6 protein-coding genes are annotated in these 8,002 nt (G+C 69.2%); 4 read left to right on the top strand and 2 right to left on the bottom strand.

Going from position 1 to position 8,002, the window contains the following annotated elements:
• Positions 1-313 precede the first annotated feature (313 nt).
• Positions 314-1,444 carry a DUF3500 domain-containing protein gene (locus ABZU76_RS51390; protein ID WP_354885794.1) on the bottom strand — a complete coding sequence of 377 codons (1,131 nt, stop codon included), beginning with the start codon at positions 1,442-1,444 and terminating at the stop codon, positions 314-316.
• A gap of 159 nt (positions 1,445-1,603) precedes the next feature.
• Here ABZU76_RS51390 and ABZU76_RS51385 point away from each other — a divergent pair, with 159 nt between their 5' ends.
• Complete coding sequence (locus tag ABZU76_RS51385) at positions 1,604-3,451, top strand: GAF domain-containing protein (protein ID WP_354885791.1); 1,848 nt, start codon at positions 1,604-1,606, stop codon at positions 3,449-3,451.
• On the opposite strand, the gene ABZU76_RS51380 is transcribed toward ABZU76_RS51385, so the two are convergent.
• A complete protein-coding gene (locus tag ABZU76_RS51380) occupies positions 3,364-3,882 on the bottom strand; it encodes a PPOX class F420-dependent oxidoreductase (protein WP_354885788.1) in 519 nt (172 codons plus the stop codon). The two genes, ABZU76_RS51385 and ABZU76_RS51380, sit on opposite strands and share 88 nt — an antisense overlap.
• Positions 3,883-4,068: 186 nt before the next feature.
• On the opposite strand from ABZU76_RS51380, the gene ABZU76_RS51375 reads away from it, so the two are divergent.
• The 3 genes from ABZU76_RS51375 to ABZU76_RS51365 all read left to right on the top strand — a co-directional run bounded on the left by ABZU76_RS51375 (position 4,069) and on the right by ABZU76_RS51365 (position 7,582).
• Positions 4,069-5,259 (top strand): FAD-dependent monooxygenase, encoded by a 1,191-nt coding sequence (locus ABZU76_RS51375; protein WP_354885785.1) that lies wholly within the window; start codon positions 4,069-4,071, stop codon positions 5,257-5,259.
• 28 nt (positions 5,260-5,287) lie between these two features.
• The gene (locus tag ABZU76_RS51370) at positions 5,288-6,322 is read left to right on the top strand and encodes an alcohol dehydrogenase catalytic domain-containing protein (protein ID WP_354885782.1); all 1,035 of its coding nucleotides are present in this window, start codon (positions 5,288-5,290) and stop codon (positions 6,320-6,322) included.
• 105 nt (positions 6,323-6,427) lie between these two features.
• Positions 6,428-7,582: a hypothetical protein gene (locus tag ABZU76_RS51365; protein WP_354885779.1), complete on the top strand. Its 1,155-nt coding sequence runs from the start codon at positions 6,428-6,430 to the stop codon at positions 7,580-7,582.
• The last annotated feature ends 420 nt before the right edge of the window (positions 7,583-8,002 follow it).

Genomic DNA, 8,002 nt, shown 5'->3' with positions numbered 1-8,002 from the left:
CGGTCTGGGGACACGATCGTCGCGACCAACCCCGACCGTCGGACGCAATCTGCACGAATGTCTCAACGTCGTGCACGAGCTGCGGGAGCAGAGCATCGGGATCAAGACCTTGAAGAACTAGATCCCGATCGACACTACCGACAACTCGCCGATCGCCGCGCTGGCTGTCGCCAGGCTGGCCCTGTTCGCGAACTTGGAACGGGTGTTCATGCGTACCAACTGCTCTGGATACGTGAGGCGACCCTCGCCAAGCTCGACGGACTCAGTGAATACGGCATCCGCGCGGTCGGCGGGGAGCAGCCCGCCGGGCGGCTTAGCCGCGCTGATGGAACGCGGCGAGATGACGGGCGAGGACGTCGTCGCCGAAGTCGCCTTCGGGGTCGCGCCAGACGGTGTGGATGTGGTTGACGTCGCGTTGGGTGTTGTCGTATTCGGCGAGCAGGCGCGGGCCCTGGAGCCGGTAGTAGTGCGGTTGGCCGCGCTCGACTCCGCCGGCCCAGGCGAAGTGCACCGCGTGCAGTCGGTCGTCGGCGAATTTGCGCGCTTCGCGTTCGGCGAGTTCGTCGGGGATGCGGCCGAGGAACACGTTCAGGAGTGCGCGCAGTTGTTGCTGCTGGTCGCCGGTCAGGTCGATGGCCGCGAGTCCCTTGGGTGCGCGGGTGAGGCGGACGGCCTCGTGGTGTTCGGCCATGAAGCCGGCTTTCTCCTCGGCGCCGCGGTGCATCGCCTCGACGCGCCGGGCCAGCTCCGGGTCGGTGAACCGGCCGCGCCAGACATCGGGCAGCGGCATCAGCAGGTCCCCGTCTTCGATGTGGGGGCGGTTGCCGCCGACGATGTCGACGGGCGCGGCCGGCGATATCAGGGCGCGGTCGGTCTGGGCGTCGTCGAGGGAACGAACCAGGTCGCGGGCGAGGTCTTCGGCAGCACCCAGCGGGCGCAGGAGATGGCCGCCCAGCAGTGGGGATTCGGCGGGGTCGGCGCCGAGGAAGGCGGGCGAGCTGGCTTGGACCTCGCAGTCGAGCACGAGATGCTGGACGGAGACGTGGTGTCCGCCGAAGCGCCACGACCACGGTCCGACGGCGGTCGGGTCGCCGAAGATCTGCAGCCAGTACAGCTGAGGGTCGCGGCCGCGTTCCCGACCCCAGCCGACCTGCCAGCCTTCGACCTGGTCGAGCACGTTCTCCAGGCCCATGATCGTCGCGGCGGTGACATAACCGGGGTGGGACAGACCGGTGGCGAGCAGCTGCAGGGCAAGGCTTTGTTGCGCGGGCCGCATGCGCTGCAGCGTCAGCCCGCCGTGGTCGGTCGGCGTGTAGTACCACCGGTGCCGTTCCTCCTCCGAGGGCCAGGGAACCAGCGCGGCGGCGCGCTGGCGGTCGTCCAGACTGCCGAGCCACGCGTTCGCCGCGTCGACCATGCGCTGGGCCGGACCTCGAGGTGCCATCGGATCTCCGTACGTCGTCGTATGGGCGGGAAGCCTTCCCCCGCTCGGGAACGTACGCCGCCCACTCCCGGAACAGACTGGTATTTTCCCCAGTGAACACCGCAAGGACTGTTGTGTTACCCAGCGTCTGGTCGGTGGACCCGAACGAGGAGCGACGTCGTGCGTACTCACACCAGCCACGATGTACGGCGATGGCTCGCGGGCGTCGGGTCGATCGCGGCGGCGGTCAACGCCACAACTCCCCTACCGGAGCTGCTCGACCTGATCGCTCGCACGGCTTGCGAGCTGACCGGCTACGACGCCAGCGGGGTCCTGCTGGCCGACGACGCGCACCGGACGCTGCGGATCTCCGGGTCGTCGGGCTTGTCCGCCGACTACGTGGTGGACGTCAACGAACGGCGCACGATCACGCTCGCCGACGGTCCGCTGTCCGGCGGCCCGTCCAGCCGGGCGTTCCGGACCGCGCGACCGGTGCCGATCGAGGACATCCTTTCCGACCCGTCGTTCGAACCGTGGGCCGGCCTGGCCCGCGACTACGGCTACCGCGCGATCGCAGCCGTCCCGCTGCTGATCGCCGGCGAGCCCGTCGGCACGCTCAACTGCTATGAGCGCGATGTGCACGAGTTCGGCGAAGATGAGCTGACGCTGCTGGCCACCCTGGCGAACCAGGCAGCGACCGCGCTGCAGAGCGCCCGCATGATCACTTCCCTGACCGCGCAACGGAAACTGCTCGAACAGGCGGAGGAAATCCACCGGGAACTCACCGCCGTCGCGCTGCGGGCAGGCGGTGTCCAGGGCGTCGCCGAAGCGCTGGCCCGGCTGCTCGGGTCGCCTGTGCTGGTCACCGATGCCGCCGGCACCGTCTTCGCGAACGCGCCGCACCGCGGGGTCCAACTCTCAGCCGGCGCCCAGATACCGGCGGGCCTGCATGACGATGACATCGACGAGGACGCCGAAACCGGCCGGGTGACCGCGCCCGTGCTGCTGGGTCGCGACGTCGTGGCACGACTGTGGTTGTCGGGTTCCGCGGCCGCGCTGACCGAGCTGGACCGGCGGGCCATCGAGCACGCCGCCCTGGTCTGCTCACTCGAATTCGTCCGCCGCCGGACCGCCGAGGACGTCGAGTGGAGCATGCGTGCCGACCTTCTCGCCGACGTGCTCGCCGGTGCATCGGCGGACGCGCTGAGCGCGCGGGCCATCCCGCTCGGGCACGATCTCTCCCGCGCCCACACCGTTCTCGTCGCCGCGGTCGACGGCTCTCCCGCCGACCAGGCCAACCGGACGCTGGTGAGCGTGCTCCACGCCCTCGCCGACCGGCTCGAGCCCCGGCCGTTGGTCACCGCGCCCGGTGGACACGTCGTCCTGCTGTGGCCGGATACCGCGACCGGCGAAGACGTCACGACGTTCGCCGAACTCGTGCGCACCGGCACCCGCCGCGCGCTCGAGGGCGCCACCGTCACCGTCGTGATCGGGCGTCGCTGTGCCCGCATCGACGAAACCCCCGCCGCAGTCGGCACCGCGCGAGGCGCGATGGAGCTCGCCCGCCTGCGCGGCGCCGACCGCACGATCACCCTCCCGGACCTGGGCGTCTACGGCCTACTGCTGCAGCTCAACGACCCCACCGAGCTGGTCCGCTTCGCCACCCAGGTCCTCGCCCCGCTGCGCGAGTACGACCAGCGCAAGAACACCCAGCTCGTCGACACGGTCCGCAGCTACCTCGACCACGGGATGAACGTGACCCGGACGGCGACCGCGCTGTTCGTCCACCCCAACACGATCGGCTTGCGGCTGAAGAAGGTCGAGGAGCTCGCCGGAGTCGCGCTGCAGCAGCCGGAATCGTTGCTGCGGCTGAAGGTCGCCCTCATGGCCGACGACGTGTTCGGCACGGACGGACCCGGTGGGCAGCCGGCGCCGGACCGTCAGGGACGGCCGAACATCGCAACCCGGTCCACCCGCAGCTCGAACAGCACCCGCCGCTCGTCCCGGCCCGGGTCGCGCAGCGAATAGCGCTCCGCACCGAGGTACTTGCGCGCCATCTTGTCGATCTGCGCGCTCACCTGCGGCCCCTCGACCGGATCGTCCTCGGACACCTCGCGCACGACCGTCGCCTTGATGCTCATCCAGTGATACGGGTTGTCCGGATTCATCAGCAGGAACGTCGCCTTGGGCGTCGAGCGCAGCCACTGCACCTTCTTGCGGTGCGAGGCCATGTTCAGCAAAACGAGACCACCGTCGTAGTCGAACCACACCGGCGTCAGGTTCGGCAGGCCGTCCGCGCCGACGACGGCGATCGCAGCCGTCACCGGCCCGTCGAGCAACTGCCGGTATTCCGGCTCCAGATCGCCGAGGCTCTGCACCACGTCCCGAGCGCCGACCTGGAACTGCCCGGCCTGCACCCCGTCGGCGACGTCCCGGAACTTCGACACGGCAATGGACATGGGCGTCTCCCTTGGCTTCCGCGCCGGCCTCGTCGCCGGCGGATGCCCACACGATAAGGACCTTTCGACTCCCTCCTGGTGGAGAAGGTCACAGTCGCGAGGTCAAGGACTGTGTGCTGCCACAGTGCTCCCGCATTTTCCTGCAGCCATGCTGTGCCGGACGAAACGAGTCAAGGAGGACTGATCGTGCAGCACTACGAAGGCTCGCGCGCTGTCGTCGTTGGCGGCTCTATCGGCGGGCTCACGAGCGCTCTTCTCCTGCGGGAGCTCGGTTTCTCCGTCGAGGTGTTCGAACGGACACCCGAGCAGCTGGACCACCGGGGCGGCGGCATCGTGCTGCAGCCCATCACCATGAAGTGGTTCGACGGACGCAGCGCGCGCAAGATCACCGAGCTGAGCACCAGCAGCAGCCGGCTGCGCTACCTCGGCCCCGGCAACGAGGTCGTGCACGAGGAACTCGCCGAGTGGCGCTACACCTCGTGGGGCACCGTCTACCGGGCGCTGCTGGCAGATTTCGGCACCGAGCACTACCACCTGGGCGAGTTCTGCGCCGGCTACAGCCAGAGTGCGGACGAGGTTGAACTGCGGTTCGTCTCGGGCCGGGTCGAGCACGCCGACCTCGTCGTCTTCGCAGACGGGATCACGTCGACCGCGCGCCGCCGGATGTTCCCGGACCTCGAACGGCAGTACTCGGGATACGTGGGCTGGCGCGGCACCGTCCGCGAGGATCAGGTCTCGGCCGAGACCCACCGCCTGCTCGACGACGCGCTGACCTACAGCGTCGCGCCCGGCACCCACTGCGTGATGTACCAGATCCCGGGCATGGACGGCGAGCTCGAGCCGGGCACGCGGCTCTACAACTACGTCTGGTACCGCAACGTCGCCGCGGGCCCGGAACTGGCCGAGCTGACCACGGACGTGCGCGGGTTCGAATGCCCGGTCTCGATCCACCCCGGCGCGGTCCAGCAGCGCTACGTCGACGAGATGCGGGCGACCGCGGCCGCGACGCTCGCCCCTGCCGTGGCCGAAGTGATCACCCGCACCGAACAGCCGTACCTGCAGGTCGTTTTCGACACCCGGATCCCCGGAATGGTCGACGGCCGGGTCGCGATCACCGGCGACGCCGCGTTCGCCGCGCGACCGCACGCCGCGGCTGGCACGGCGAAGGCCGCCGACGACGCGTGGCAGCTCTACGAGCACCTCGGTGCCGGCGGTGACATCCCGGAGGCGCTCAAGCGCTGGGAACCGGGCCGACTCGAGCTCGGCAACCAGCTGATCGACCGGGTCGGCGCGATGGGAGCGCGTTCCCAGTTCGCCGGCACCTGGGTCCCCGGCGACCCGGACCTGCGTTTCGGCCTGTACGGGCCGGGCATCTGAAAATCCGATCAAACAAGGGAGTTTGAGCATGAAGGCACTCGTCTACGACGGCCCCGGCAAGATCCAGTACCGCGAACACCCCATGCCCGCACTGCAAGCGGACACCGACATCCTCATGCGAGTCTCGCATTCGACGATCTGCGGCACCGACGCCCACATCATCAAGGGCGGCGTGCCGACGGTCCAGCCGGGCACGGTGCTCGGCCACGAAGCCACCGGGATCGTCACCGAGGTCGGCAGCTCCGTGCAGAACGTCAAACCGGGCGACCGAATCCTGGCCGCCTGCGTCAGCGCCTGCGGCTACTGCCGCTTCTGCACCGCCGGGCTCTACGGGCAATGTCTGCACGGCGGCTGGGCGCTGGGCAACACCATCGACGGCGTGCAGGCCGAGCACGCGCGGATCCCGTTCGCCCGCAACTCGGTTTACAAGATCCCCGAAAACCTCACCGACGAGCAGGTGCTCTTCCTCACCGACATCCTCGCCACCGGCTACGAGGTCGGTGTCCTCAACGGACGCGTCCGGCCCGGCGACACCGTCGTGATCGTCGGGGCCGGCCCCGTCGGCCTGTCGGCCACCCTGACCGCGCAGCTGTTCTCGCCGCGCAACCTGGTCGTGGTCGACCGCGTGGCGAGCCGGCGCGAGACCGCGCTCAAGCTCGGCGCAACCCATGCCGTCGACGAACACGAGGTCCACGCCCTCGTCGACCAGCTCACGGACGGACTCGGCGCCGACGTGACCATCGAGGCCGTCGGATTCCCGGACGCCTTCGAACTGACCGCCGACCTCGTCCGCTCCGGCGGACGGATCGCGAACATCGGCGTCCACGAGGGCCCGGCGACCCTGCACCTGGAAAAGCTCTGGGCCAAGCAGATCACCATCACCACCGGGATCCCGTCCGGCCTCACGATCCCGCAGCTGCTGAACTCCATCGCCACCGGCGCCCTCGACGCCACCCAGATGATCACTCATCGCCTGCCGCTGGACGACACCGAAGCCGGCTACGACACCTTCCTGCGTTCCGCAGAAACCGGCGCACTGAAAGTCGTGCTCACCAACAACTGAGCAGCCGGTCCCACCGGGCCGGGCGGCGGCGGTGCCCGCCGCCCGGCCCCTTTCACGCCTCGCCTGCGCGGCGAGGCCATCACCCGCGCTCTCCGAGGAGTCCCCGTGTCGATAGCCGATCAACCCGCGATCCGCACCGAACCACTGCCGGACACACCCGCGGCCCCGCCGCCGAGATGGCGTACCGCGTTTGCGACATTCGCCGTGATCGTCGTCATCTCCGTCGCCACCTGGTGGCTGCTGATCGATCCACAATGGAGCATCACCGACCTGTATCCGCAACCGTTCACGGCGATGTTGTTCTGGTTGCTCATGGGCACCGTCTGGGTCGCGTTCACGTTCGAATGGCTCGGCCCGGCCCGCTGGCCCCAACCGTGGCGCGGCCTCGCCGGGATCGGCGTGACCCTCGTCATCGGGATCGGCATCACGCTGGCGCTCGCCTACGGCTGGGGGCGCATCGACCCCAGCTTCGCCGCCGCCCGACCCGGCGGGCTGGGGTTCACGACCGGGAACCTGTTCGTGCTGTTCGGATTCTTCTTCTACGTCCTCTCCGCGGTCTGCCACGGACACTGGCCCTGGTCGGCCGCAACCACACAGCCGTGGCGCGGGTTCGGGCAGCTCACCCTCGTCTTCGTGCCCACTCTCGTCGCCTACGCGGTGTTCGTGCTGCCCAACCTCGCGACCTGGGCCCGCCCGCACACCGCGCTCCTGCCCACCCCCACGCTGATCGGCTGGTTCTACTCGCTGGTCGCGGCCACCGTCCTGACCGGTGTGCTGGGCGAAAACCGGCCCTGGCGACGAGCCCGCCGCCCATCGACTGTCGCCGCCGCGGCCCTGCTCGGCAACGCCGTCCTCGGCACCGTGCTCTACTTCGTCCTGCTGCCCGTCGCCAAGATCCTCATGGGACCGGCGAACGTCCGCGCTCTCGGCGACGGAGTCACCGTCCACGCCGCCGAACTCGGGGTCTGCTGGGTGTTTTGGATGATCGCCTGGGCCAACGTCTTCGGCAACCGTCCGACCCGCTTCTCCACCGGGGTGAACGTCCTCGTCCGCGTCGTCGTCACCGCAGTCCTCGCGGGCGCGACCTACCCGCTGTACTACTTCGTGCTCGCCCCGCACGTCCTGCACGAACCCGTCTCCGCGGGCACCCTGCACGGCGACGCGCTGGGCTTCCTCGACTGGGCCATCCTGTGGATGCTCTGGTACATCCTGTTCCTCGGCTTCTGGGGCGTGCTCAGAAACCCAGCCCGCGCACGATGAGTTCCGTTAAGATTTCGTTGCTGCCGACCCGGATTGGGTCTCCCGAGCAGGTCACGCGGCACTTTTTTCCCGAGGTGACCGGTGGTCAGCCACGCACTGCCCCGTTCCATGGTGGAACGGTGACTCGCCGCCGATTGAACGCCCGCCCTGTAAACCTTTCGACGGGGCCTTCCTCCACAGTGCACGCCCCAAACCAGGCGACCTGCTGTGCAGGGGTGACGGCCGGAGCAGGTCGTGGGCGACGCCAAAACTACATGGGCGTCCAGCGACCTCTCGCCTACCCCGAGCTCGACGTGTTCGCAGACTTCGGCAGCTCCCTCGTCGATGACAGCGCTAGCGGGACGAACCTCGCGTTGATGCTTCTCGCCTGAGACGCCGGGGGCCGCCCGCCAGCGAGTCGCACGCGCCTGTCCACCCCAC

The sequence above is a fragment of the Amycolatopsis sp. NPDC005232 genome (assembly GCF_040607795.1).
Classification (GTDB): Bacteria; Actinomycetota; Actinomycetes; order Mycobacteriales; family Pseudonocardiaceae; genus Amycolatopsis.
This window is presented reverse-complemented; position numbering and strand designations above follow the sequence as displayed.